Annotated in this window: 23 protein-coding genes and 1 tRNA gene; 6 read left to right on the top strand and 18 right to left on the bottom strand. The window is 67.3% G+C overall.

The features are described from left to right. Nucleotides 1–42 precede the first annotated feature (42 nt). The 13 genes from ACT535_RS22270 to ACT535_RS22330 all read right to left on the bottom strand — a co-directional run bounded on the left by ACT535_RS22270 (nt 43) and on the right by ACT535_RS22330 (nt 11,751). On the bottom strand, nt 43–894 hold the full coding sequence (locus ACT535_RS22270) for a MipA/OmpV family protein (RefSeq protein WP_476366077.1): 852 nt from the start codon (nt 892–894) through the stop codon (nt 43–45). Beyond that, nucleotides 887–2,272, bottom strand: coding sequence for a sigma-54-dependent transcriptional regulator (locus ACT535_RS22275; protein WP_476366078.1), 1,386 nt, complete (start codon nt 2,270–2,272; stop codon nt 887–889). Before ACT535_RS22275 ends, ACT535_RS22270 begins: the two co-directional genes overlap by 8 nt. Nucleotides 2,273–2,280: 8 nt before the next feature. Continuing rightward, nucleotides 2,281–4,017, bottom strand: coding sequence for a sensor histidine kinase (locus ACT535_RS22280; protein WP_168462047.1), 1,737 nt, complete (start codon nt 4,015–4,017; stop codon nt 2,281–2,283). Between the two features lie 5 nt (nt 4,018–4,022). After that, on the bottom strand, nt 4,023–4,511 hold the full coding sequence (locus ACT535_RS22285) for a DUF2147 domain-containing protein (protein WP_168462046.1): 489 nt from the start codon (nt 4,509–4,511) through the stop codon (nt 4,023–4,025). Continuing rightward, nucleotides 4,499–4,933 carry an EamA family transporter gene (locus ACT535_RS22290; protein WP_168462045.1) on the bottom strand — a complete coding sequence of 145 codons (435 nt, stop codon included), beginning with the start codon at nt 4,931–4,933 and terminating at the stop codon, nt 4,499–4,501. Before ACT535_RS22290 ends, ACT535_RS22285 begins: the two co-directional genes overlap by 13 nt. Next, nucleotides 4,930–6,138, bottom strand: a complete 1,209-nt coding sequence (locus ACT535_RS22295) for a GNAT family N-acetyltransferase (RefSeq protein ID WP_476366079.1) — start codon at nt 6,136–6,138, stop codon at nt 4,930–4,932. The genes ACT535_RS22290 and ACT535_RS22295 overlap by 4 nt, the downstream gene beginning before the upstream one ends. Further along, the gene (locus ACT535_RS22300; RefSeq protein ID WP_476366080.1) at nt 6,128–7,048 is read right to left on the bottom strand and encodes an alpha/beta hydrolase; all 921 of its coding nucleotides are present in this window, start codon (nt 7,046–7,048) and stop codon (nt 6,128–6,130) included. The genes ACT535_RS22295 and ACT535_RS22300 overlap by 11 nt, the downstream gene beginning before the upstream one ends. Before the next feature lie 8 nt (nt 7,049–7,056). After that, a complete protein-coding gene (locus tag ACT535_RS22305) occupies nt 7,057–7,422 on the bottom strand; it encodes an EamA family transporter (protein ID WP_476366081.1) in 366 nt (121 codons plus the stop codon). Then, nucleotides 7,419–8,342 carry an arginase family protein gene (locus ACT535_RS22310; RefSeq protein WP_168462041.1) on the bottom strand — a complete coding sequence of 308 codons (924 nt, stop codon included), beginning with the start codon at nt 8,340–8,342 and terminating at the stop codon, nt 7,419–7,421. The genes ACT535_RS22305 and ACT535_RS22310 overlap by 4 nt, the downstream gene beginning before the upstream one ends. Before the next feature lie 5 nt (nt 8,343–8,347). Continuing rightward, a complete protein-coding gene (locus ACT535_RS22315) occupies nt 8,348–9,757 on the bottom strand; it encodes an aspartate aminotransferase family protein (protein WP_476366082.1) in 1,410 nt (469 codons plus the stop codon). Next, nucleotides 9,750–10,424 (bottom strand): HAD-IB family phosphatase, encoded by a 675-nt coding sequence (locus ACT535_RS22320; protein WP_476366083.1) that lies wholly within the window; start codon nt 10,422–10,424, stop codon nt 9,750–9,752. The genes ACT535_RS22315 and ACT535_RS22320 overlap by 8 nt, the downstream gene beginning before the upstream one ends. Before the next feature lie 618 nt (nt 10,425–11,042). Continuing rightward, a tRNA-Gly gene (locus tag ACT535_RS22325) sits at nt 11,043–11,117 on the bottom strand. A 160-nt stretch (nt 11,118–11,277) separates the two neighbouring features. Then, nucleotides 11,278–11,751: a cupin domain-containing protein gene (locus tag ACT535_RS22330; protein ID WP_168462038.1), complete on the bottom strand. Its 474-nt coding sequence runs from the start codon at nt 11,749–11,751 to the stop codon at nt 11,278–11,280. Between the two features lie 113 nt (nt 11,752–11,864). Here ACT535_RS22330 and ettA point away from each other — a divergent pair, with 113 nt between their 5' ends. Further along, a complete protein-coding gene (gene ettA, locus ACT535_RS22335) occupies nt 11,865–13,520 on the top strand; it encodes an energy-dependent translational throttle protein EttA (protein ID WP_168462037.1) in 1,656 nt (551 codons plus the stop codon). 47 nt (nt 13,521–13,567) lie between these two features. Here ettA and ACT535_RS22340 read toward each other — a convergent pair whose 3' ends face one another. From ACT535_RS22340 to ACT535_RS22355, 4 genes are all read right to left on the bottom strand, one after another. Further along, complete coding sequence (locus ACT535_RS22340; protein ID WP_476366084.1) at nt 13,568–14,239, bottom strand: hypothetical protein; 672 nt, start codon at nt 14,237–14,239, stop codon at nt 13,568–13,570. A gap of 553 nt (nt 14,240–14,792) precedes the next feature. After that, nucleotides 14,793–15,812: a peptidoglycan -binding protein gene (locus ACT535_RS22345; protein ID WP_476328692.1), complete on the bottom strand. Its 1,020-nt coding sequence runs from the start codon at nt 15,810–15,812 to the stop codon at nt 14,793–14,795. Nucleotides 15,813–15,827: 15 nt separating this feature from the next. Beyond that, on the bottom strand, nt 15,828–16,901 hold the full coding sequence (locus tag ACT535_RS22350; RefSeq protein ID WP_476328690.1) for a flagellar motor protein MotA: 1,074 nt from the start codon (nt 16,899–16,901) through the stop codon (nt 15,828–15,830). 126 nt (nt 16,902–17,027) lie between these two features. Beyond that, the gene (locus tag ACT535_RS22355; protein WP_168462034.1) at nt 17,028–17,675 is read right to left on the bottom strand and encodes a DUF938 domain-containing protein; all 648 of its coding nucleotides are present in this window, start codon (nt 17,673–17,675) and stop codon (nt 17,028–17,030) included. A 155-nt stretch (nt 17,676–17,830) separates the two neighbouring features. On the opposite strand from ACT535_RS22355, the gene ACT535_RS22360 reads away from it, so the two are divergent. After that, complete coding sequence (locus tag ACT535_RS22360) at nt 17,831–19,108, top strand: sensor domain-containing diguanylate cyclase (RefSeq protein ID WP_476366085.1); 1,278 nt, start codon at nt 17,831–17,833, stop codon at nt 19,106–19,108. Between the two features lie 23 nt (nt 19,109–19,131). Here the strand turns inward: ACT535_RS22360 and ACT535_RS22365 are convergent, their stop codons facing one another. Next, nucleotides 19,132–20,103: a polysaccharide deacetylase family protein gene (locus ACT535_RS22365; RefSeq protein ID WP_476366086.1), complete on the bottom strand. Its 972-nt coding sequence runs from the start codon at nt 20,101–20,103 to the stop codon at nt 19,132–19,134. A gap of 215 nt (nt 20,104–20,318) precedes the next feature. On the opposite strand from ACT535_RS22365, the gene pdxY reads away from it, so the two are divergent. The 4 genes from pdxY to ACT535_RS22385 all read left to right on the top strand — a co-directional run bounded on the left by pdxY (nt 20,319) and on the right by ACT535_RS22385 (nt 24,151). Continuing rightward, nucleotides 20,319–21,167, top strand: a complete 849-nt coding sequence (pdxY, locus tag ACT535_RS22370; protein WP_476366087.1) for a pyridoxal kinase PdxY — start codon at nt 20,319–20,321, stop codon at nt 21,165–21,167. A 72-nt stretch (nt 21,168–21,239) separates the two neighbouring features. Then, complete coding sequence (locus ACT535_RS22375; protein ID WP_168462031.1) at nt 21,240–22,145, top strand: PhzF family phenazine biosynthesis protein; 906 nt, start codon at nt 21,240–21,242, stop codon at nt 22,143–22,145. A 180-nt stretch (nt 22,146–22,325) separates the two neighbouring features. Next, a complete protein-coding gene (locus tag ACT535_RS22380) occupies nt 22,326–23,420 on the top strand; it encodes an alkene reductase (protein ID WP_476366088.1) in 1,095 nt (364 codons plus the stop codon). Further along, on the top strand, nt 23,417–24,151 hold the full coding sequence (locus tag ACT535_RS22385; RefSeq protein WP_168462029.1) for an NUDIX hydrolase: 735 nt from the start codon (nt 23,417–23,419) through the stop codon (nt 24,149–24,151). Before ACT535_RS22380 ends, ACT535_RS22385 begins: the two co-directional genes overlap by 4 nt. Nucleotides 24,152–24,178 lie beyond the last annotated feature (27 nt).

A 24,178-nucleotide genomic window follows, 5' to 3' on the forward strand; every position in this document is an offset into this window, starting at 1 on the left:
TTTCCGCCGACACCGGAAACGCCGGTACCGTTCACTCCGCTCTCAATGCCCCAGCACGAACGAATGCTCGAACCCCACCCCGATGGTGAGCTGGTTCGGGCTGCCGGCCAAAGTGGTGACGGGGCTTGCGGCGGCGGCGCCGGTCAGGCGCTGGTAGCTGCCGTAGACGGTTGTCGTCCAGTCCGGCGATACCTCGTAGGACAGGGACGAGGTGAGGCCGACGGACTTGATGCCGCCACCGGGCGCGTAGGGTTCGATGTGGCCGTTCAGCGCCGCGGCGAGAGGCGAGACACCGAATTCCGTTTGCATCAATGTGCTGTCCGCCACCGACAGGCGCGGCCCGACGGACCAGGTGAAAAGGCCCTGCTTCTGCACGAGATCGGCGGAGAGATTGGCGGCGAGGCCGCCGGCGTTGCCGAGGCCCTCAAGCACCTCCACGCGGGTGCGCAGCACGCCGGCAATGGGCCAGTATTCGGCGAACCCGCCACCCTCCAGCGCCCAGGAATAGCCCGGCAGGCCGAGCAGGACGCCATTCGGCCGTCCTTCGCGCAGGCCAGCCAGCGGGCCAAGGCTGAAATCGCCAAGCGTGAACAGGCTGAGGCCGAAATTGTCGTCCGGCGCACCGAATGTCGCCGGCTCGTCGGCGCGCCGGATGTCGAACGAGGGCGAAAAGAACGGCCCGAAGGTCCGCGCGCCGTCGTAGGACGGTCCCAGGCTGAAGCTGCCGCCCAGCGTGACGATCCAGGCGTCGGATGCTGCGGACGTGGTCGAGGACGAAGAGACGCCCGAAGAGGAAGCCGTGCCGGCTGCGGTGCCGGCATCCTGCGCCCGTGCCCCGCACGGCAGCCCCGAAACCGCCAGCATCAGCAGGAGGAAGGAGGCCTGCCTAGCCATCGCCGGCTCCAGCCTCCTTGTCGATCTTGATGGCGAGCTTCTTGACGCGGTGCCAGAGGCTGCGCTCGGTGATGCCGAGCTTCTCGGCGGCGCGGGCCTGCACGCCGCCGCTGTCCTTGAGGGCTTTCAGCACGAACTCGCGCTCGATGCGGGTCAGCTCGCCGTCGAGATCGCCATTGAGCGTGTGAGGCTGTGCATCGGCGTCGCCGGGCGCCTCGAACAGCAGCAGGTCGCCGGGGCCCACCAGATCGCCCCGCGCGACGATGGCGGCCCGCTCCATGCAGTTCTGCAATTCTCGCACGTTCCCCGGCCAGCGGTAGCGCGTCAGCATGGCCTGCGCCTCGGGGGCCAGGCCCTTGATGCGCTTGCCCATGTCGCGTGCCGCGGCGGCAAGGAAATGGTCGGCGAGGAGCACGATGTCGTCGGTGCGCTCGCGCAGCGGCGGCAGGGCGATGGGGAACACCGCGAGGCGGTAGTAAAGATCCATGCGGAAGGTGCCGGCCGCGATCTCCTTCTGCAAGTCCTTGTGGGTGGCGGCGATGATCCGCACGTCCACCGACACGCTCTTGCTGCTGCCCACAGGTTCGAAGCTCTGCTCCTGCAGGGCCCGCAGCACCTTGGCCTGAACCGGGAGGGGCATGTCGGCGATCTCGTCAAGGAACAGCGTGCCATGGTCGGCGGCGGCGAAGCGGCCCTCGCGCGCGCCGGTGGCTCCGGTGAAGGCGCCCTTCACGTGGCCGAACAGCTCGCTCTCGATCAGGGTTTCCGGAATGGCTGCGCAGTTGACGGCGACGAAAGGCAGGTCCCGCCTTGGACTGTTGTAGTGGATGGCGCGGGCCACCAGCTCCTTTCCGGTACCGCTCTCGCCCAGCAGCAACACGCTGGCGCGGCTCGGGGCCACCTCGGTCACCTGGCGCAGCACGTCGCGGAAGGCCGCGCTGTCGCCCACCAGATTGTCGAAGCGGTAACGTCCCTCCAGCTCGGAGCGCAGCCGCGCATTCTCGCTTTCCACCGCCTTCAGCCGCAGGGCGCGCGCGATGGTGGCGACCACGTCGTCGAGATCGAGGGGCTTCGCCACATAGTCGAAGGCGCCGTCCTTCACGAGGTCCACGGCGCCCCGCACCGAGGCATAGGCCGTCATGATGATGACCGGCAGCTCCGGCCGCTCCTGCTTCAGGGCCTTCAGGAGGTCGGCGCCGCCCCGGTCGGGCATGCGCAGGTCGCTCAGCACCAGGTCCACCGGCTGGCTGGCGCAATAGGCGAGCGCCTTGGCGACGGTGTTGGTGGAAACGGCTTCGAAGCCACGCTCGGCGAGGGCAGCCTCCAGCACCTCCCCGTGGCGGACCTCGTCATCGACGATGAGTATCTTCGCGGCCATACGCGGCATCACCCCTGTTTGCCGAGCGGAAGGCGGATGGTGAAGATGGCGCCGCGCTCCGGCGCGTCGGCACACGTCACCTCGCCGCCATGCACCTCCACGGTGGAACGCACGGTCGCGAGCCCGAGGCCGGTGCCGTTCACCTTGGTCGTCACGAAAGGCTCGAAAAGGCTGGCCCGCACATCGTCCGGGATGCCCGGGCCGTTGTCCTCCACATGCAGGACCACCGCGTCCGCCTCGAGCTCCGCGCGCACGATGATGTGGCCGCCGTCGCCGGCGGCGTCCATGGCGTTGAGGATGAGGTTCAGCAGCGCCTGATGCAGCAGATCCTTGTCGCCCTGGATCGGCAGCGGGTGGTCCGGCAGGCGGGCGATGAGGCTGATGTTGCGGCGGCGCAGCTCAGGCGCGACGAAGTCGAGCGCCGGCTGGACGATGAAGGCGACGAGATCGAGCGGCACCGCGGTGCATTGCGGGGGGCGGGCATAATCCAGCAGCTCCTTCACCAGCCGGTCGATGCGCTGGACCTCGTCGAGGACGAACATCATCAGCCGGTCCTCGCTGGGGGCCATGGGGGTCTTGCGGCGCACCAGTTCCGCCGATGTCTTGATGATGCCGAGCGGGTTGCGGATCTCGTGGGCGATCACCGCCGCCGCCTGCCCGAGCGTCGCGAGCTGGGCCCGGTGGCGCGTGACGGTCTCCCGGTCGCGCAGGGTCTGGAGCTGCTCGGTCATCGCATTGAAGCCGCTGGCCAGCGCCTCGATCTCACGCCCGCCGGTCTCGCGCACCCGAATCGCGTAATTGCCCTCGGCCACCGCGCGCACACCGCGGGTGAGGTCGTGCAAGGGGCGGCTCATGCGCCTTGAAATGCTGAAGCCCACCAGCAGCGACAGCACGCCCGCGACAACAGCCAGAGCGCCGAAGAGCGAGACGGTGCCGAGGCGTTCGAATGTCGCCGAGGTGCCGTTGAGCCGGCACGCGATGATGCCCACGAGACGTCCGCTGTCGTCGCGAAGGGCGCTGAACGCCGCCGCCGGCCCCAGGCCGAAGCTGCGCCTCTGGATGGCGAGAGGTGCGCCGGCGCTGAGGGCCGCCAGCGACTCCGGCGGCACCGGCAGCGGGGTCCGCTTGAGGTCTTCAAGATCGCGCAATTCGCCGCCTTCGGTCACCTCGATCAGGTGCAGGTCGAGGGAGCGGATGGTCTGCGGGGCGGTGAAGAACTGCTCATCGAGCAGATTGGCGATGAACAGGAAACCCGCCTGGTCGCCGATCCGCACCGGCTGGACCGCCCCGACCATCATGGCGCGATGTCCGCCCTGCCGGACGAAGAAAATGGACGCGACCGCCTTGAGCGGCAGAGGCTGCATCAGTTCCAGATCGCCGGTCGAGAACAGGACCGTGCCGTCGGCCGTGTAGAGGCGCACGAAATCATAGCCCACGGTGGTGAGCAGGTCGGCGAACGGGGCGATGGGCTCGGTGCCGCCCCGCGACACGGCAGCGGCGACGACGGCGGTGGCGCGCTGGGCCTCCTCGCGGCCCTCGGCAGCCTCGTTCGCCATGAAGGTCGCGATCTCGCCGATCCACTGCTCCACGTTGCGTTCGAACGTCACCGAGATGACTTCGGCGGCGATGAAGCTCGCCACCAGCACCGGCGGCACGCTGACCATGACGAAATACAAGGTGAGCCGCAGTTGCAGGGGCAGCAGCGACCACCAGTTCAGCCAACGCGAGCCGCGCCGTCGCGTCATACGTCCTAGGACCTCTTGTTCCCGGCGCTGGCCTTCTGGGTGGGCGCGGCGTCGCAGCGTTTCAGCGTGGCGGCCGCGCGGTGCCAATGGAGGGCGCGGCCGAACGTCTTGATCCCAATGAAACCTGTCACGACGATGGCGTCGCTCCCGTCCGGCGCGATGGCCACGGAATAACGCGCGCCGGCCTCCGGATCGTAGATCCAGCCGCCTTCCCAGCCGTCACCGCCCGGCGCGACGCCGGACAGCACCTCCATGCCGCAAAGGGAGCGATCCCGCAGGGAGAGGTCGGCATTGTTCTCGTCGCGCACGGGCTGCGCCTGCTCGTCCAGCGGGGACTTCAGCCACACGATGTGTCCGCAGAGCTTCTCGCCGCACGGTGCGATCTCAATGGCGCCCTCGCCATCCTCGGTCATCCAGATGCCGGTGACGTCCGGCGCGGCACAGGCCGGGGTCACCAGACCCAGCGTGAGGAGGCCGGCGATCAGGTTTCGCATGGGGTCAGCTCCGGTTTCGCAACGGCATCGGCCTCCGTTTCGGCGTCTTCGCCATGGCCGACGAGCGCCACACCCACGAGGATGAGGGCGATGCCGGCGGCGGTGCGGGCGTCCACCGCCTCGCCGAACGCGAGCCAGGCGAACAACGGCACGCTCACATAGCTCAGCGCCGTCAGGGGGAAGGCACGGCTGAGGGCGGTATCGCGCAGCACGAGCATCCACAGCACGTAGGTCGCAAGGTAAAGGCCGACCGCCAGCCACGCGAACGCGGTTCCGGCCGCGGCGGCGAGGAAGTCCAGCCCCAGCGGAATGTCGCCGATGGCCTCGGCGGCGGCCTTGAAGGCGAGCTGGGTCGCGGTGTCCACGGCGAGGAACACGCCGACGAGGGTGAGGGTCGCGACGGTGGCGGGACGCGGCGTCATCGCGCGCCCTCCCTGCCCAGCCGTCGCAGGTCGGGGTCCCAGCGCGGGAAGGCCAATAGCGGTGCGGCGAGGCGCAGGACGGCGTGGAGCGCCCGGTTGCGATGCTTCACCAGATGCGTGCGCGGCTCCAGCGCGCTGCCGAAGCGCAGCTTGGACGCATAGGCGGTCTGCCCAGTCTGCAGGTAGCGCCTGCCGATGCGCTGGCAGAAGCGCACGTTTTCCAGCCAGCTCAGGGCGTAGAGATCGTGCGCGGGGCCGAGCGGATAGGCCATGCCGAGGAACTTGTCGATCACCCGGTCGGGCTCGACGAACAGAAGGTTGAAGGCGGCGAGCTGCCCGTTCACCCGATAGCAGGCGAAGACCGCATCGGTGCCGAGCGCCCGCGACACGGTTTCGAAATAGCCGTCCGGCAAATCCTCGAAATCGCCATAGCGCACCTGGCTGCGGGCGCGGGTGGCCTCATAGAGCGCGCGCACCTCTCCTTCCATGCCGGCGAGGGAGGTCCGCCATTCCACCTCCACCCGCTCGGCCCGCTTGAGCTTGCGCCGGAGATCCTTGCGGGTGGCCGGCGAGAGGCGGGCGAGGTAGCCATCGAGATCGCTCGTGCCGTCGAGGTCCAGCACGGCGACGGGCAGGCTCTCCACCGCGAAGTAGCGGGCGGCAGCCAGATGCGGTGCCAGCTGCGCCAGCTCGCGCGGCGCGAGGTCCTTGAACACCACGAGCCCGGCACCGCGCCCCGTCGCCTCCGCTTCCACGGCGGCGATGAGGCTGGCGACGGCCTCCGCCCGGCCGGCCTCGCACAGGCGCGGGTTCAGCGCCACCGGGCAGGCGTCGGTGAAGGTCGAGCCGACGCCGAGCATCCGCCATTCCAGGAGACCGGGCACGCGGCGGGCGAGGCGATCGCAAAAGGCGGCCAGAGGTCCGTCCTGCAGCGGGGTGTCGAGCCGGTATTTCAGCGCGAACAGCGGGGCCGCCGCGGCAAGACCCGCGCGGTCGCCCACGCTGACCGCCGCCAGCTCAAGGGCGGCCGGCGGTGAGGTCTCGCAGGCCGCGAGATAGGCCCACCCCTCGCTTTCGGGCGGGCGGGCGGCCTTCCAGGCCGTGGCATCGATGCCGGCCATGCCGGACACCGTGCGGATAAGCGGGGCAACCGGCGCGCGGGCCGTTTCCCCGGGCCAGTCGCCGACCAGGGCATCATGCGACATGCGCCACCTGTCCCTGGGGAGGCTGCGTGTGGGGCGGCTGTGTGTGGAGCGCCTGCCGTTCGGCACGGCCGGCTGGCGCGAGGCGCGGCTCACGTGCGGGTTGACGCTGCGGTGCCGCCACCACGCCTTGGATAAAGGCCGAGATCCGGTCGGTGACCAGATGGCGTTGCCGGTCGAGGGTCACGAGGTGGTAGCTGTCGTCGAGGACCAGGCACTCCACCGTCCCGCCGAGCCGGCGTTGCAGCAGCACGGCGTTGTCGAAGCTCGCCACATCGTCGTGGCGGGCATGGGCGATGAACACGGGCTGGCGAATGCTGCCGAGCTGGGGCTTCAGCACCGCCACCAGTCGCCACAGCTGCTGCAAGGCGGCGGAGGGCGTGCCGAGGCTGCCGGCATCGGTATCGCCCAGCCGCATGGCGCGCACGATCACGCTGCGGATGCGCTCGTCCTTCAGGCCATAGGGCTCGCGCTCCACGAAGCGATAGCGCCGGCCCAGCGGCGTGTTGATGAGCAGGCGCAGCAGGAAGCCGTAGCGGGGGATGGACCAGCCATCATAGCGCAGGGTCGGCGCCAGCATCACCACGCCGTCCACGCTCTCGGGATTGCGCGCGGCGAGCAAAGCGGCGAGCAGCGCGCCCATGGAGAGGCCGCCCACGATCACCTTGGCGCAGCGCGCCTCCAGTGTCGCGAGGGCGGCTTCGGCGCTGGCGTACCAGTCCTCGATCGTCGTCGCCGCCAGCTCCGCCTCGGTGCCGCAATGGCCGGCGAGCTGGCAGCACAGCACGGTGGCGCCGGTGGCGGCGAGCCGCCGCGCCACGTCGCGCAGTTCCACCGGGGTGCCGCCGAGGCCGTGGATGAGCAGCACCCCGACGGGGCCGCCCTCGATCATGATGCTGCGGTCGAGAGGCATGGGGTTTCTCACAGGCTGGATGCGACGAGGGCGACACCGGCGGTGACGAGGGCGGCTCCGGCGTATTGCCGCGGCGCGATCCGCTCGCCGAGCCACAGGCGGCTCGCCACCGTGACGCCGAGGATGTTGAGGCTGGCGACGGGAAAGGCGATGGCGAGCGGCACCAGCGCGAGGATGCGCGTCCACACCAGGAACTCGATGGCGTAGATCATCAGTCCCGCGATCAGCCATGGCTCGGCCATCAGCCTCAGGGCGAAGCGCCCCGCGCCGGCGCTGACGGCCGGAAGGTGGTCGGCGCCGCGCTTGAAAGCCAACTGCCCCGCCACGTCGCAGGCGACGGAGGCGGCGAACAAAGCCACGAGGGACACGCTCATTGCAGAATGTTCCCCATGTGCCGGAGGATGCGGCCGTTGGTGCCGCCGTTGACGGCGATGGCATTGCCGTGGGGATCGCGCCTTTGGTCGCGGTCCAGATAGGCGCAAAGGGCGCGGAGCGCGCCGTTGTCGCCGTCCGGCGAGTAATCGCCGCAGACGTCCATGCCGAGCACCGGGCGATGCTGGGCGAACACGGAGATGGCCTCCAAAACCCGATGGAGCGGGAACCGGCCCTGATCCCAGTTGGTCACCGCCTCGTCCGGGCCGAGCACATCCTTGTCGAGGGTGATCCAGAGCGGCGTGTGCGGCAGATCGGCGGCGATGGTCGCCATCCGCTCCGCGAAATCGCCGTCCTCGAGGCCGTCCCAGCGCAGGCCTTCGGCCGCGATCCCCGCCGCCCCGCGCATGCCGGCAGCCTCGAAGCCGGGCCCGGCATAGAAGGTGGCGCCGGACGCCAGCGGATGCATCTGAAGGCGGCCGGAGCGCAGGACCGGCAGATCCGCGCCCTTCAGCTGGGGCGCGCTGAGGTCGGAGCTGCACGGGCCCAGCGTGACCACGCGCGCGACATTCCGCTGTTCCAGAAGGCGACTCACCCACGAGCCGCAATTGAGCGTGCGGGGAAAGCGTGTCCAGTCCGGATGGTTGTCGAAATGCACCACGCTGACCGGCTGATCGAAGCGCGACACCAGAAGGTGGCTCAGGTGATGGAAGTCGCCCGAGCCGTAGAAGCATATCTCCCCGCGCGTCGGCGGGCCGAGCCGGTCGGCCAGCGTCCTGAGCGCGCTCCGGCCCGCCAGAAGGCGAAGCCGGGGTGCAAGGTCGCGGGCGATGTACAGGTCGGCGTCGCAGCCGGGCAGACCGGCCATGACCTCGTCCTGCACCGTGAGCGCGCCGTCCAGATCGATGACCTTGATGCGCATGGCGCTCACCGCGGCGTCACGCGGGCGAACAGCTGGTCCATCAGCGCCAAGGCGAGGTCAATCTCGGCGTGGCTGATGGTCAGCGACGGCGCCAGCGTGATGACGTTCTTGTGGTAGCCGCCGATGTCCAGCACCAGCCCGAAGCGCTCGCCGCCATGGACGAGATCGCCCTTCAGCGCCTCGTCCACCATCCGGTCGACGATGGCCTTGGAGGGGGTGAAGCTGTCGTGCGGCTCGCAAATCTCCACCCGCAGGGCGAGGCCGAGGCCGTCCACGTCGCCGACGATGGCGTGCTTCGCCTTCAGCTCCTTCAGGCCGTCGAGAAAATGCGCGCCCTTCTCGGCCACGGAGGTGGCGAAATCCTCCTCCTGCATCATGCGCATGGCTTCCAGCGCCACCGCGGTCCCAAGGGGATTGGCATTGAAGGTGGAATGGGTGGAGCCGGGGGGAAACGCCTGCGGATTGATCAGCGCCTCGCGCGCCCACAGGCCGGAAAGGGGGTTGAGCCCGTTGGTGAGGGCCTTGCCGAACACGATGATGTCCGGCGCCACGCCGAAATGCTCGATCGACCACAATTTGCCGGTGCGGTAGAAGCCCATCTGGATCTCGTCCACCACCAGCAGGATGCCGTGGCGGTCGAGCACCTCCTTCAGCTCCGGGAAGAAGTTCGAGGGCGGGATGACATAGCCGCCGGTGCCCTGGATCGGCTCCACGTAGAAGGCGGCGTATTCGCACTTGCCGGCCTTGGGGTCCCACACCCCGTTGTATTCGCTCTCGAACAGGCGGGCGAACTGCTGCACGCAATGGTGGCCGTATTCCTCCTTGGTCATGCCGCGCGGACCGCGGAAATGATAGGGGAAGGGAATGAAATGGGCGCGCTCGCCGAAATGCCCGAAGCGGCGGCGATAGCGGTAGGACGAGGTGATGGCCGAGGCGCCCAGCGTGCGGCCGTGATAGCCGCCTTCGAAGGCGAACATCAGGCTCTTGCCGCCGCAGGCGTTGCGCACCAGCTTGAGGGAATCCTCGATGGCCTGCGCGCCACCCACGTTGAAATGCACCCGCCCCTTGTGCCCGAAGCGGGCCATGGCGCCTTCGGCGATCTCGGCGGCGAGCTCGATCTTCTCGCGGTGCAGATACTGGCTCGCCACCTGCGGCAGACGGTCGAGCTGGCGGCGCATGGCCTCGTTCAGGCGCGGATTGGCATAGCCGAAATTGACCGCCGAATACCACATCTGAAGATCAAGGAAGGCGCGGTCCTCGTCATCATAGATGAATGACCCCTCGCACCGCTCGAAAATCTTCGGCTCTTCCGTGTAATGGACCGTATCCCCGTGGGAGCAATAGGTCTCCTCCATGTCGCGGAGGCGGAGACGCTCGGCGGCGGCGGTGGAGATTTCGGTCTGGCGATCAAGCATGAACATCCTCGAAGGTGAGGCGGGAGGGAGAGGCGGCGCGGCGGGCCCGCAGCGGTTCCAGGAAGGCGAGGGCGTCGGCGAAACCGGAAATGGCCCGGTGGGGGATGCCCTCGGCGGCGCAGAAGGTGGCCAGCTCGCCCTTGGCCAGCACGAAGTCGGCGCGGCGGGCGAGGCAGAAGTCGGAGCGTCCGTCCCCGACCAGCACCACCCGGCGATCCGCCGGGACCGCAGCGCACTTGCAGGTCCCGCTCGGGCATTGTTCGCCGCGGTTGGAAAAGACCGCCCGCCAGCGTCCATAGCCGTCTTCCACCAGCTGGTTGCTGGTGACCGGCAGGTCGATGCCGTTGGCGTGCAATAGGTGGATGATGGCGAGGTCGAACCCGTCGGACACCACGGAGACAGTGGCACCGCACAGCCAGGCCCGGGTGACGAAGGCGACGAAGTGCGGATCGAGCTTCACGTCGGCGAGCGCCGAGCACAGAGTGGAGCGGGGCGCCTCCAGCAGGGTGACCTGCCGCGACAGGCATTCCCTCGAGCCGATGCGGCCGGCGCGCCAGTCGCCTTCGATTTCCTGCCAGCTGCAGTCCGCGAATGCGGCGAGGAGAAGATCCGTGGTGTCGACGGGGCTGATGGTGCCGTCAAAATCGAGAGCGAAGTGAAGTTGCATTTGGCCTCCAAACTGCGCGCCCCTTCCCAACGCAAGCCGGATGCCAATTTATAACTAGTTGATATTAAATGTATTATTCCCGAAGGGGTAGGCGCTGGCCGCACCGCGATACGGAGCTTCCTCCAAAATTTGGAGGAGGGTGGATTGCCGCTGCGGAATGAATTTCCTTTGCGCCCACATCGTGGTCAGCGGGCAAGCACCGCTCCGCCGACTTGATGCGCATCGCCAACCTCGAAGCCATCCTCCGCGCGGAGAAGGCCGCAGCCGGCATTGCCGCCAACTACACCGCGAGGCGGGAGGGTCACCCTGAAGGGCGACGCGGAGAACCCGCTTACGATCCTCGTCCAGCAGCTTCAGGGCAAATCGATCCAGCCGATTGAAATCGCCCCTCCGCAGGAGGAGCTGGGGCTTCGTGGGCGGCATTGACGAACGCGAGCGGGAAGCTCTCGTCAGGCCGGGCGCGTTCAGATCGGTCGGAAGGGCGCCCGGCCGATGTGCCTGCGCGTTCCAAAAAGCCCAATTTTCTTCGCGTGCCTCACAGGTGCCTAACAGGCCAAATCAGCAGACCGCCGCCCGACGGCGGCATCGCTGAAAGTCTTTGATTTTTCTGAGAGAAACTGGAGCGGGCGAAGGGATTCGAACCCTCGACCCCAACCTTGGCAAGGTTGTGCTCTACCCCTGAGCTACACCCGCATCCATTTGCCGGCGAGACAATGTGTCGGCGGCAGGTGCGGTTCTATAGAAAATGCCGGCGGCGAATGCAACACCCCTTTGCATTCTTTCTCCGCCGGCCTGTGGATGGCTTGGCCGCGGCCCCGCCGCAAAGCCTTGCAGCAGAAGGCCGCCCGCGCGTTCACTCCCGATGGATCGGGTCGATCCACTTGACCGCTTCCGGCTTCTCCACCGGCTCGATGTCGAGATTCACCACCACCGGGTCCTGGCCGGAGCGCACCAGCACGCATTCCAGCGTCTCGTCGGCTGAAGCGTTGATCTCCTGGTGGGGCACGTAGGGCGGCACGAAGATGAAGTCGCCGGGCCCGGCTTCGGCCACGAACTCCAGATTCTCGCCCCAGCGCATGCGGGCGCGGCCTTTGACCACGTAGATGACGCTTTCGAGGTCGCCGTGGTGGTGGGCGCCTGTCTTGGCATCCGGATGGATGTGGACGGTGCCGGCCCAGATCTTTTCGGCGCCGGCGCGGGCGCGGTTGATGGCGGTGGCGCGGTTCATGCCGGGGGTCTGGGCGGTGTTGGGATCGAGGCTGTCGCCGGGGATCACCTGCACGCCGTCGGTGCGCCAGTCCTTGTGGTGGTGGTGGTCGGAACCCATCTTTTCCTCCAGAGCGCGCCGGCTGCTTTCGTCTCGCAAACCTTGCCGCGCCTCGCCTGCGAGGCTAGAACGGCGCCAACTTTCCCGCACCCCTTTTCAGGAGATGGCGGCCCATGGCCCCCTATCAGTACGCCTACCACATGCACGGCATGACCAAGACCTATGCCGGCGGCAAGAAGGTGCTCGACAACGTGCACCTCTCTTTCTACCCGGACGCCAAGATCGGCGTGCTCGGCAACAACGGCGCGGGCAAGTCCACTTTGCTGCGCATCATGGCCGGCATCGACAAGGATTTCACCGGCGAGGCGCGCCCGGCCGAGGGCGTGCGCGTGGGCTACCTGCCGCAGGAGCCGCAGCTCGATCCCACCAAGACCGTGCGGCAGAACGTTGAGGACGGGGTGGCCAAGCAGAAGGCCATTCTGGAGCGCTACAACGAACTCGCCATGAACTACTCGGACGAGACCGCGGACGAGATGACCCAGCTCCAGGACGAGATCGAGGCGCAGGGCCTCTGGGATCTCGATTCGAAGGTGGAGCAGGCCATGAACGCGCTGGGCTGCCCGCCGGACGATTGGGAGGTGACGCGCCTGTCGGGCGGTGAGCGCCGCCGCGTCGCGCTCTGCCGCCTGTTGCTGGAGCAGCCGGAATTGCTGCTGCTCGACGAGCCCACCAACCATCTCGACGCCGAGACGGTGAACTGGCTGGAAGGGCATCTTCGCACCTATCCCGGCGCGATCCTGATCGTCACCCACGATCGCTACTTCCTCGACAACGTGACCGGCTGGATCCTGGAGCTGGATCGCGGCCGCGGCATTCCCTACGAGGGCAATTATTCCTCCTGGCTCGGCCAGAAGCAGAAGCGCCTCCAGCAGGAGGGCCGCGAGGACGAGGCCCGCCAGCGCGCCCTCTCCCGCGAGCAGGAGTGGATCGGCGCCTCGCCCAAGGCGCGCCAGGCCAAGAACAAGGCGCGTATCCAGCGCTACGAGGAACTGCTGCAGCGCGCGTCCGAGCGCCAGCCCTCCGCCACCCAGATCGTCATCCCCGTGGCCGAGCGGCTGGGGCAGAACGTCATCGCCTTCGATCACCTGAACAAGGCGTTCGGCGACAAGATGCTCATCGACGATCTCTCCTTCAAGCTGCCCCCGGGCGGCATCGTCGGCGTCATCGGGCCGAACGGCGCGGGCAAGACCACGCTGTTCCGCATGATCACCGGGCAGGAGAAGCCGGACGGCGGCACCATCTCCATCGGCGACTCTGTGAAGCTCGGCTATGTGGACCAGAGCCGCGACGCGCTGGATGACAAGAAGACCGTGTGGGAGGAAATCTCCGACGGCAACGAGGTGATCTACGTCGGCAAGAAGGAGATCCCCTCGCGCGCCTATTGCGCGGCCTTCAACTTCAAGGGCGGCGACCAGCAGAAGAAGGTGGGCATGCTCTCCGGCGGTGAGCGCAACCGCGTCCACCTCGCCAAGGTGCTCCAGCGCGGCGGCAACGTCCTGCTGCTCGATGAGCCCACCAACGACCTCGACGTGGACACCCTGCGCGCCCTGGAAGAGGCGCTGGAGGATTACGCCGGCTGCGCAGTCATCATCTCCCATGACCGCTTCTTCCTGGACCGCGTCGCCACCCACATGCTCGCCTTCGAGGGCGACAGCCACGTGGAATGGTTCGAAGGCAACTTCGCGGACTACGAGGAAGACAAGAAGCGCCGGCTGGGGACGGATTCGGTGATCCCGAAGCGGATTCAGTACAAGAAGTTTTCGAGGTGAGGTGAGGGATGCGAGGGGAGGGGCGGGAGCCCCTCTTTGCGCATGGTTCAAAACGTCAAATCATCAAATGGATCATTGCTATTTTTTTCAAGACTCCGCCAGTCGAAGTCATATCTTTCGGCTGGCGGCCATTCCGGAAATTTAACGTGGAACAGTTCCCCAATAGCGACGTCAAATCCGTCTGTGGGATCTCCAATTCCTGTCCTTAGTATGTCTGGCATAAAGTCGTGAGTATAAAACTGAGCTGATATTATAGCTACAAGAGCGCACGCGGAATCTATCAGAGAATCAAAATTAGCTAAGTGAAAATGATTGTGGCGATCATGTTTTGCGGCGTTGTATGATTGGTAGAATGGAAGCCCGCTCTGAGCGGTGCCCCAAGCGGAAAAGGGCTTCCTCGTTCCTTTTTGGCCATTCCATAAGGGTAGGCGTACTTCGTATTCATGCAATAAGTGAGTTTTAGCTAATTTTTCGTAGTCTCTCATAGTCCAATTTTTGGGGCTTTTCTTGCCATTCTCTATAAGAATTGCCTTGCAATTTGCTTCTATTTCTATGCAAAATCGCATTAATAGTTGATGTATGCGATACGAATAACATGGTGTGTTGATATCTGCGGGCTCTATGTAATCAAATAGATCCTTTAGATCTTTTTGTAGAACGAGAAATGCGCGGATGTACTGAGATGGTGCCGTGGCGTATTTTTTGTGAGTTATGTACATCCAGTTTCCATTGTTTCCATAGCTTCCATCCGCAAGCTGTCGGCATGTGCGTCGGAACGGTTTTGGGTGCGCCATTTGGAGCCAGCCTTTATTGCATGCCGCCAGAGTTATTCGGTATTTTCAAGGGACGAATGTTGCGCCGCCCCAGCTTGCCACCTTCTCCCCCATCCGCAAGCCCCCGCGCCCAAACCACCCTCGCGCCCCGGCCGACTGCAACGGAACGTAGCGCAGTGGGAAGGAGAGCCGGGGCCCAGCGCAACGGTCCGCCGCAGGCGCTTCCGACCCTACCGCCCTCAGGCATTGCCCCGCTGCGCGGAAGTCCTGCGCTGGACCCCGGATCGGCGCTTCGGCTGCGCCGTCGCTTGTCCGGGGAACGGCGACGGCTGGGCCGTCGCGGGTGTGAGGAACGGAGGCCATTCCCCCTCACCGTCGTCATGCCCGGCCTTGTGCCGGGTATCCACGTCGGGCCGATGGGACGATGCCTGAAGGTGTTCCCGGCCACGCCACCTGGATGGCCGGGACAAGCCTGGCCGTGACGGGGGCGCGAAAGCCGTCACCTCTCCGTCAGCTTCAGCTCGATCCGGCGGTTGCGGGCGCGGGCCTCGTCGGAGGTGCCGGTGTCGAGGGGCTGGTATTCACCGAAGCCGGCGGCGATGAGGTGGTTGGGGCTGACCCCCTTGGCGATGAGATACTGCACCACCGCGATGGCGCGCGCCGCCGAGAGCTCCCAGTTGGAGGGGAACTGGGCGTTGGAGATGGGCCTGTTGTCGGTGTGGCCGTCGATGCGCAGAGCCCAGGAGATGTCCGGCGGGATGGACTTCTCGAGGTCGAGAATGGCGCCCGCCAGCTTGTCGAGGGAGGCGATGGCCTCCGGCTTCATCACCGCCGATCCGGCGTCGAAGAACACTTCCGACTGGAACACGAAGCGGTCGCCCACCACGCGGATGTCGGGCCGGTTGCCGAGGATGTCGCGCAGGCGGCCGAAGAATTCCGAGCGGAAGCGGGTCAATTCCTGCACCCGCTGGGCCAGCGCCACGTTGAGCCGGCGGCCGAGGTCGGTGATCTTGGCCTGGCTCTCCTGATCGCGCTTCTCGGAGATGTTGAGCGCTTCCTCCAGCGCCGCCATCTGCCGGCGCAGGGCCGCGATCTGCTGGTTCAGAAGCTCGATCTGCGCCGCGGCGCGAGCGGCGAGGTCCTTCTGGCTGTCGAGTTCGCGGGACAAAGCGTTGGCGCGGCCCGTATCGGAAGGGGCGGGCACCGCGACGGCCTGCCCGCGCAGCTTGTCGCGCTCGCTCTCGCTGGCCTCGAGCGAGGCGCGCACCGAGGCAAGCTCGCTCTCGGACGACTGGATGTTGGCCCGCTCCAGGGAGAGGAGGTCGGTCAACTGGCGGATCTGCGCCTGAAGGCGCTGCATCACGTCGTCCTTGCCCGCCATCTCCTGCGTGAGGAAGAACTGGGTGAGGATGAACACCGACAGCAGGAAGGTGAAGACGAGAAGCAGCGTGGACAGGGCGTCCACGAAGCCGGGCCAGTAATCGATGTGGCGGTCGCGGCCGCGCCTTCCGAGGGCCATGGGTGCCGCCTCCGCTCAGTTGCGCCGCGGACCGGCGTCGTCCTCGACCCGCGCCAGCAGGCGCCGCATCTGCTCCTGCTGGGCCTGCTGCTGCTCGATCATCTGCTTCAGCAGCGCCTGTTCCGAGCGCATGTGGGTGACGAGGCCCTGCAGGCTCTCGGCAAGCTGCGCCAGAGCGGAGGTCACGCGCTGGGAGCCGGCCTCCGTCATGGTCTTCTCGAGCCGCCCCATGGCCGAGACCAATGGATCGAGGTCCAGCACCGGCGGAGGCAGCGCAAGCGGCGCGGCAGCAGCGATCTGCGCCGGAGCGGCCGGCACGCGCGGGGCGGCTTCGCGATCGGCGGCGAGCGCGCGGTCGCGCGGCCCGTCATCGAGGTCGCGCACGGTGGTGGAGAGCCAGTCCTCGAGGTCCGTATAGAAGCGGTTCTGCGCCTGCCCGGCCTGAAGGTCGAGAAAGCCCAGTACCAGCGAGCCGGAGAGGCCGAACAGGGACGAAGAAAAGGCCGTGCCCATGCCGCCGAGGGGGGCGGCGAGGCCGCTCTTCATGTCCTCGAAGATGGAGCCCACGTCCGGCCCCACCTGCAGCGCGCCGATGACCGCGCCGATGGAGGAAACCGTTTCCAAGAGGCCCCAGAAGGTGCCGAGCAGGCCGAGGAACACGAGCAGGCCGGTGAGGTAGCGCCCCATGTCCCGGCTCTCGTCGAGGCGGGTGCCGATGGAATCGAGGATGGAGCGCATGGTGGCCTGCGAGATGGCCATCCGGCCCAGCCGCTCGCCCAGAAGCGCGGCCATGGGCGCCAGCAGCGTCGGCGGGCGCGACACCGCGAGGCCGGGATCGGCGAGGCGGAAGGAATTCACCCAGTCCACCTCCGGAAACAGGCGTGACACCTGCCTGATGGACAGGATGATGCCCACCGCCAGCACGCCGAAGATAACGCCGTTCAGCCCGGGATTATTAAGGAAGGCGGCAACGATCTGCCGGTGCAGCACCGCCGCCAGCGCCGCGCACAGGGCCAGGAACACCAGCATCCGCACCAGGAAGATGCGGGGCGAGGACAGCTTGATGAACGGATCGACGACGCGCGCCATGGTTCTCCCCGAGCGAGTGTGTCCCTCGAACGCTGAAGGGCCCCGGCAACGCCTCCGCTCGGGAAGCCCTCCACGGGGATAAAGGCCGGAGAATCAGGCCCGGCCTCTGGCAAGCGCCGGCACCGACTATGGCACAGGGACACCGCGCGGCGAAACAGTCGCGACCTTGCGGAACACCAGCGAAAGATTGTTCGCCGGCATTTCCTCCACCCGAGCCAGAGCGAGGCCGTGCTTCGCGGCCTCCGCCGAAACCTCGGCGAGGTGCCTGAGGCCGAAGCGCGGGTCCTGCCGCCTGAGGTCCGCATCGAAGGCGACATTGCTGGGCGCGGTCTCGACCTCGTCGCGCAGATAGGCGCCGTAGGTGAAGAGAATGCCGTCCGCCGGGAGGCGTGCGCCGGCGCCGCGCATCAGGCCCACGGTCGCTTCCCACGGGCTGATGTGGATCATGTTGATGCAGACGACGGCATCCACCTTGCCCACCGGCCAGTCCTCGCCCGCCGCATCGAGGGCGAGGGGCTCGCGCACGTTGGAAAGACCTTCGGCGGCGGTCCAGGCGGCGATGGAGGCGCGGGCGAAGGGGGAGGGATCGGACGGCTGGAAGACGAGATGCGGCGCCCGGCGGGCGAAATGAACCACATGCTCGCCGGTGCCGCTGGCGATTTCCAGCACGGTGCCGGAGCGGGGCAAAAGCGGCAGCAGAAGGTCGCCGATTGGGCCGCGGTTCTTGAGCGTTGCGGGCGCGGAGCGGCGGGCGTCGGGGTCGGGGGCAGTCAAACGGGCATCTCCGGGGGGCGAAGGGAGGGAGGTGCGATCTTGGCCCCGTCGGCGCGGGGGCTCAATGGGTGAAGGCAATGGCCCCCGCGCGGCGCCTGCGACATCCGTTGAGGCACAGTATCGCTTTCCCTATAGTCAATGCGCAAAAGGCGGACATGGTGTCGATGCGAATTTCCGACTTTCAGGCCGCGTCATCAGCGCAATTGACCGTCGATGCTGCCGGAACGGTGCGCCATCTCGACCATGGCTGGTCCGCAATGGCCGGCATTCATGGCGCGGCACGGCCTGGACGACCCATCGAGGACTTCCTGTGTCCGGAGGGCAGTCGCCTGACGCGTCACTATCTGGGCAGCCCAGCGCAGCCTTACGGCGCCGTGTTCGAGGCCGCCTATCGCTGCGCGGACGGCACGCTGCGCGACGCCAATGTGACCATCCGGCCAGCACCCGACCCGTCGCCGGCGTTCCTGATCTCCATTGAAGACGTGAGGCTTGCCGCTCAGAACCGGCATCGTTCGCTTCTCACGCAATATACGGTGGGGCGCATCACCGACATGATCATCTGGCTGGATGAAGATGCGCGCTACGTCTTCACCAATCCGGCCGCGACGCGGCTTCTTGGATATACGAGCGAGGAACTGTCTCGCATGCGGGTGTGGGACGTCGACCCCCTCTTCGATCCGCAGAGGTGGCGCGACCATTGGCGGGAGATCGGGGAGAAGGGATCCTTCAAGATCGAGACTGTTAACCGCGCGAAGAACGGCAGGGACGTTCCCATCGAGGTCACGGTCAACTTCGTTGAATATGAGGGCGTCCGTTACAATTGCTCCATCGTGCGCGACATCACCGCGCGCAAGGCTGCCGAGGCCGAGCTGCGGAGTCTGAACGAGCGCATCCTGCGTCTCAGCTACACCGATGGCCTGACGGGACTCGCCAACCGACGGCGTTTCGATACGGTGCTGGCCAGCGAGGTGGCCCGCCATGCCGCCTCCGGGCAGCCGTTGTCGCTGATCCTGCTCGATCTCGATTCCTTCAAGGCCTTCAACGATCTTTATGGCCATCCGGCAGGCGACGAATGCCTGCGGCGCGTGGCGTCGGTTCTCGCGGCGGCGATGCCCGAGCCGGCGCTGGCCGCCCGTTATGGTGGGGAGGAGTTCGCCTGCATCCTCCCCGAGACGGCGGAGGTAACGGCCCTGGCGCGGGCGGAAGAGGTGCGCCGGGCGATCGAGGGGCTCGACATCGTGCATCAGGCGTCCCGCGCCAGTTGCAGGGTCACGGCAAGCTTCGGAGTTCTCACCGCCGCCGGTGTCGGGGAACACGACAGCCCAACCCTGCTGAACCTTGCGGACGCGGCGCTCTACCGCGCCAAGCGTGCAGGCGCCAACCGGGTCGAGAATGGCACCAGTGCAGCGGCCCGGCCGCCGCTCGCAGGCTGAAGCCAGTTGAAAGTGTCCGCGCGCTACTGCACCGGCAGGATGCGCTTTCCGGTCCTTGCGGCCTCGTCATAGATGCGCGTGTCGCCGGGCTTGAGGGAATAGCAGGTCTGGGCGATCACCGGCGTGCCGGCGGCGAGCAGCTGGCCGACAGTGGCGAAACGGTAGCCCTTGGCCCGGAGCGCGGGGATGAGGATCTTCAGCGCCTCGGCCGTGTGCTTGCCACGCCCGTTGGCGTGCATCAGCACGATGGAGCCGGGCTTGATGCCGCGGAGCATGTCGTCGGCCATGCCCTTGGCGCCGATGAAGGCGGGATCGCCGGAATCCACGTCCCACTGGATGGCCAGATGGCCCGTGTCGTTCACATAGTTCAGCGACTCGGCGCTGCACGAGCCGTAGGGGAAGCGGAACAGGCTGATGGCCTGTGGCTTCGGCAGCATGCAGCCCTTCGCTTCCGCCTGCCTGCGGCCGAGGGCGAGGCCGATGTCGGCGTCGTCCACCTGCCGGCGCATGGCTTCGCCGGTCTTCACGGTGAGGTTGGCGTGGGACCAGGTATGGTTGCCCATCTCGAAGCCGGGATCGGCGGTGAGCTGCCCGCCGCGCTCGGGATGGCTCACCATCCACTTGCCGCCGGCGAAAAAGGTTGCGGCGACGCCCTCGCTGCGCAGGTAATCCACGAGCGCACCGTCATAGCCCGAGGTCTCGCTGGAGGCCTCGCAGAGGTCGAAGGTGAGGGCCACCATCTTCACGCCCGGCGGCAGGTCCACCCGGCGGATGGAACCGCGCAGGGCGGCCGGCACGGGCGCCGCCGCGGGCACCGAGATGTCCGGCAACTGACCCGGCCCACCGGTGTGCGGCCGGACGATCTCCTCCCCCGGCTTCGCCGCCAGCGCCTGGGGCGGATAGCAGGCGGGGCCGGCGGCGTGCGCGGGCGCAAAGAGGCCGCCGAGCATCAACGCGGCAAAAAGGGAACGGAGCGGCAGTCGGATCGAAGGCAAGGCGTCACCGGCACAAAGCGTCGCCATCGGACGGCGGCGCCCCGGCTTAGTCCTGTGCGCGGCGCATTTCCAGTGGCCGAACGATGGGGTTCCGGTCACTTGCTGTTGCGCGGGGAAACATCAGCGGGGCCGCGGGGGGGCATCAACAGATTCCATTTGTCGGCGGACGCTCCATCGGGTTAACCGGCTGTTCCAGCGCTCCCCGGAACCGCCCCATGAACATCCTCTCCATCCAGTCGCACGTCGCCTACGGCCATGTGGGCAATGCGTCCGCCGTGTTCCCGCTGCAGCGGCTGGGCGTGGAGGTGTGGCCCATCAACACGGTGCAGTTTTCCAATCACACCGGCTACGGCGCGTGGCGGGGGCAGGTGTTCGAGGCTGCCGCCATCGGCGATCTGGTGGAGGGCATCGCCGAGCGCGGCGTGCTGTCGCGCTGCGACGGCGTGCTGTCCGGCTACATGGGCTCGGCCGATATCGGCGCCGCCATTCTTGATGCGGTGGAGCGGGTGCGCGCGGCGAACCGCAATGCCGCCTATTGCTGTGATCCCGTGATCGGCGATGTGGGCCGCGGCATTTTCGTGCGGCCGGGCATCCCGGAATTCATGCGCGAGCAAGCGGTGCCCGCCGCCGATGTCATCACCCCCAACCAGTTCGAGCTGGAGCTGCTCACCGGCCGCACCTGCGCGACGCTCCCGGAGGCCATCGCCGCCTGCGATGCGCTGCATGCGCTGGGACCGAAGGTGATCCTCGTCACCAGCCTGCATGTGGGCGAGACGCCACCCGATTCCATCGACCTCCTCGCCTCCGGGCCGGACGGGCGCTTCCTGGTGCGCACGCCGCGCCTCGCCGTCTCGCTCAACGGCGCGGGCGATGCGATCGCCGCGCTGTTCTTCTTTCACGTGCTGCGCACGGGCTCCACGGCGCAGGCGGTTTCCCTTGCCGCATCCTCCATTTACGGGGTGCTGTCGCGGACCGAAAAAGCACAGTCTCGGGAATTGCTGCTGGTGGAAGCGCAGGAGGAGTTCGTGACCCCCTCGCGGCTCTTCCCGGCCTCGCCGATCTGAGGCTAAATTGTGGCAGAGAGTAGAGAGGCCGGCGTGGGGGCGCGGGTGCTCTTGTAGCGTTCGAGAGCTGAGATGCCGCGCCGGTACGTGACCCTGGACGTGTTCACCACCCGCCCCTTTGGCGGCAATCCGCTCGCCGTGGTGCTCGATGCCCAGGGGCTCGACGATGCCGCCATGCAGCAGATCGCGCGGGAGTTCAACGTCTCCGAGACGGTGTTCGTGCTACCGCCGAAGAACAAGGCGAACCGCGCCCGCATCCGCATCTTCACCGTCGCCCACGAGATGCCGTTCGCCGGCCACCCCACGGTCGGCGCCGCCGTGCTCCTCGCGCTGGAGGACAAGCTCGCCACGGGCACCCTGCGCATCGAGGAGACGATCGGCACCATCACCTGCGAGGTGACGACGCAGGGCGCGACGCCGGCCGGCGCGCGCAAGGGATCGGCGGTGTTCACCGCGCCGCGCAAGGGGGAGATCGAAGAGGTGAACATCTCCCGCGCCGCCTGCGCCGAAGCGCTGAACCTGGACGAGGGCGACATCGGCTTCGACGCCCATCGCCCCATCGTCGCCAATGCCGGCGTGCCCTTCCTGTTCGTGCCGCTGGCCGATCTGACGGCGCTTGCCCGCGCGCGGCCGGACGAAGCCGCCTTCATCGCCTCCCTCGGCGGCTTCGGCGAGGCGCTTTATCTCTACACGCTGGACGAGGAAGGCGACGCGGACTTCCGTGCCCGCATGTTCTCCCCGGGCCTCGGCACGGAGGAGGACCCGGCCACCGGCTCCGCCGCCGCCGCCTTCCCCTGGGTGCTGCTGGACGCGGAGAACCGTGTGGACGGCCATCACAAGGTTCGGATCGACCAGGGGTTCGAGATGGGCCGGCCGAGCCGGGTCGATCTCGGCTTCACGGTGAAGGCCGGGCAGGTCACCGGCGCCACCATCGGCGGCGGCGCGGTGGTGATCGCCGAGGGCGTGCTGCATATTTGAAAGACGCCAATGGGTAAGGCGCCATCATTGAGCATCGCCAATACGTGGCATTGAAACTACTCACGGTCGAAGGCCGTATTTGAGCCTGCTTTCGCCGACGCCCGGGCTTGGCAGTGGCATGATCGCGCCTATGTCTGCCGCATCGCAGCACTCCCGGCCCCAAGCCAGAGGACACCCTTCATGAGCGCGACGTCCCTGTTCGAACCCTTCCGCCTCGGCGATCTGACGCTTCCCAACCGCATCGTCATGGCACCCCTGACTCGAAACCGCGCCGCCGCCGGCTTCGTCCCCAGCGACCTTGCCCCGCAATATTACGCCATGCGCGCCGACGCCGGCCTCCTCATCACCGAGGCCTCGCAGATTTCCCAGCAGGGCCAGGGCTATCAGGACACACCCGGCATCTATACCGACGCCCAGGTGGAGGGCTGGAAGAAGGTGACGGATGCGGTCCACGCCAAGGGCGGCCGCATCTTCATTCAGCTCTGGCACGTGGGCCGCGTCTCCCACACCTCGCTGCAGCCGAACGGCGGCGCGCCGGTGGCGCCTTCCGCGCTCACCGCGGCCACCAAGACCTTCGTGAACAACGGCTTTGCCGAGACCTCCGCGCCGCGCGCGCTGGAGCTGTCCGAAATCCCCGGCCTCATCGCGGACTATCGCCGCGCCGCCGCCAACGCCATCAAGGCTGGCTTCGACGGCGTGGAGGTCCACGGCGCCAACGGCTATCTCATCGACCAGTTCCTGAAGGACGGTTCCAACCAGCGCACGGACGCCTATGGCGGCTCCATCGAGAACCGCGCCCGCTTCCTGCTGGAGGTGATGGACGCCATCATCGCCGAGATCGGCGCCGCCCGCACGGGCCTGCGCCTGTCGCCCGTATCGCCGGCCAACGGCGTATCGGAGAGCAACCCGCAGGCGCTCTTCAATTACGTGGTCGACGAGCTGGAGAAGCGCCACCCGGTCTATATCCACGTTGTTGAAGGCGCCACCGGCGGCCCGCGCGATGTGGCGCCCGACTTCTCGTTCGAGGAACTGCGCAAGCGCTACAGCGGCGCCTGGATGGTGAACAACGGCTACGACCTCGCCCTGGCCAACGCCGTGCTGAGCGAAGGCAAGGCCGACCTCGTGGCCTTCGGCAAGCCGTTCATCGCCAATCCCGACCTGGTGGAGCGCCTGCGCCGCGATGCGCCGCTCAACGAGCTGGACCGCGACACGCTCTATGGCGGCGGCGCCAAGGGCTACATCGACTACCCGACCCTGAAGGATGCCGCCGCGTGAGCGATGGCTGGGGTCAGGACTGGACCGTGGACCGGCGCATTGCGCCGGTCCATCGGCTCGATCTTGCCTTTGAACCGGGCGGCTGGACCGAGATGGCGCCGCGCAGGGCGGAGATCGAGGCGCATTTCGCCCGCCGCGCCGCCGACAACCCACATCTGTGGAACGGGCCGATCCTGCTGCTCGCCCGCCACGGATTTTCGGACGGCGTGCTTTCCGGCGCCTTCCGGCAGACCGATTTCGCGGCCTTTACCTTCTGGCGCGACGAAGGCTGGAAGGACGAGGGCATGGTCAACGCCTTCGCGCTCGGCGCCATCGAAGGCTCCGACGGCGGCTTCGTGCTGGGCGTCATGGGGCCACAGACGGCGTCCGCCGGCCGCATCTACTTCCCGGGCGGCACCCCGGACCCTTCCGACATTACCCCGGACGGCCGCGTGGATCTCCACGCCTCCATGCTGCGCGAACTGACCGAAGAGACCGGCCTCTCTGCCTCGGACATCCTTCGGGATGGCGGCTTCACGGGCCTGTTTGATGGACCGCGCGTCGCGCTCCTCGGGCGCCTGGTGTTCGATGCGCCGGCCGAGGTGCTTGCCGCGCGCATCCGCGCCTTCATCGCCGCGGAAGCGAACCCGGAACTCGCCGACGTGGCGGTGGTGAGGAGCGAAGCCGACCTCACCCCCGCCATGGCGCCCTTCGCCGTGGACTACATGCGCTGGCGCTGGGCGGGGAACTGAGGCCGGACCCGGTCCTCTGGCTTGTCG

It is taken from the genome of Xanthobacter sp. DMC12 (assembly GCF_056314105.1).